General features: G+C 36.4%; 1 protein-coding gene and 1 pseudogene. One reads left to right on the forward strand and one right to left on the reverse strand.

Translation table 11 applies throughout. The annotated features are described in order from the left end of the window. Positions 1-675: PoNe immunity protein domain-containing protein (locus F905_RS13785; RefSeq protein ID WP_005181893.1), on the forward strand; the 675-nt coding region annotated here is incomplete at its 5' end. 77 nt (positions 676-752) lie between these two features. Here the strand turns inward: F905_RS13785 and F905_RS15280 are convergent. Then, positions 753-956, reverse strand: a pseudogene (locus F905_RS15280) (4Fe-4S dicluster domain-containing protein); the annotation flags it as partial. Between the last annotated feature and the right edge of the window lie 260 nt (positions 957-1,216).

The raw sequence follows: 1,216 nt of genomic DNA on the forward strand, positions 1-1,216 counted from the left end.
GGAACTGAAGATTATTGGTATATTGCTTTACGATTGATATGCTTTGGTTTACTGACAGGGTATGCAGATCAAATGAGTCGAATTGTGACGATTATCGACTACACAGAAGCAACACCTGAAGGACAAGAAAAAGATGGCTTAATCGAGCGATTGGTTGCTTCATTTGTAACAGATCGAGGCATACCACCGAATGATGCACGTCGTCATTTGCCTTATCGTAAGCTCATTAAAGTTTTTGATGCTGCACCTGAAAAACGTCCAGCGATGATGTTGCAGTACTTAGAAGATTGGTATGAAGCCAGTCGTCGTGAACCTTATCATGATCAACATCCACAACCTGATATTAGATCAGGTATCAGTTATTTTGGTTATTGGTCATGGGAAGCGGCAGCTGTTACATGGTTGTTAGATATTGATGACACCATTTATCGAGAGCATCAATTTTATCCAAAAGATTTAGTCGATTTTGCTAAAGCACAATCAGAAAAAGTACAAACACAAGATTCAGTAGAAAAAATTAAAATCAAAGGTGGGGATAAATGTCCAAAAACAGGTTATTGGACGACTCCAGCCCAACCAAATGAACGTCAATATTTTGATAGAGGTGACATTTTACCAATGCTTTCAGAACAAGACTGGGGTGAAGTATATTGGTATTTTGATGGTGAAGAATAAAACTATATCGCTCAAGGGGAAACTTTCGTATTTATCGAAGTTTAATAAAAAAACTTTAGCGAGGGTTTTAAAAGACATTACATATTCGAATAGCTCATATCACCTGCACCCTCAGGTACAACCCAAGTAATATTTTGTGACGGATCTTTAATATCATAAGTCTTACAGTGAACACAGTTCGCAGCATTAATTTGGAAACGCTTAGAACCATCATCATTTTCCATGATTTCGTATACACCAGCAGGGCAGTAGCGCTGAGCAGGCTCATCCCATTGAGGAAGGTGAAGTTTTATATCGTGTTTTAGATCCACGTAGTTTAGATAACAGTATTTGTTGGATGAGGGAAGCTGAGTATAAAAAACTTAAGAGTAAAGCCGATTGGCGACGCTATTTTGCGGTATTTGCATCATAGAATCATAATGGTGAAGTTGTTAAATACAAAGGGCTTTGTTGCATAAATATGTAAGCATCTGATTTAAATAAATTTAATTTTGGATCAAAAAATAATCAAAACTTTTAAAATCATATAGTTATGAAATCT

It is taken from the genome of Acinetobacter sp. CIP 53.82 (genome assembly GCF_000369465.1).
GTDB classification, from domain to species: domain Bacteria; phylum Pseudomonadota; class Gammaproteobacteria; order Pseudomonadales; family Moraxellaceae; genus Acinetobacter; species Acinetobacter indicus.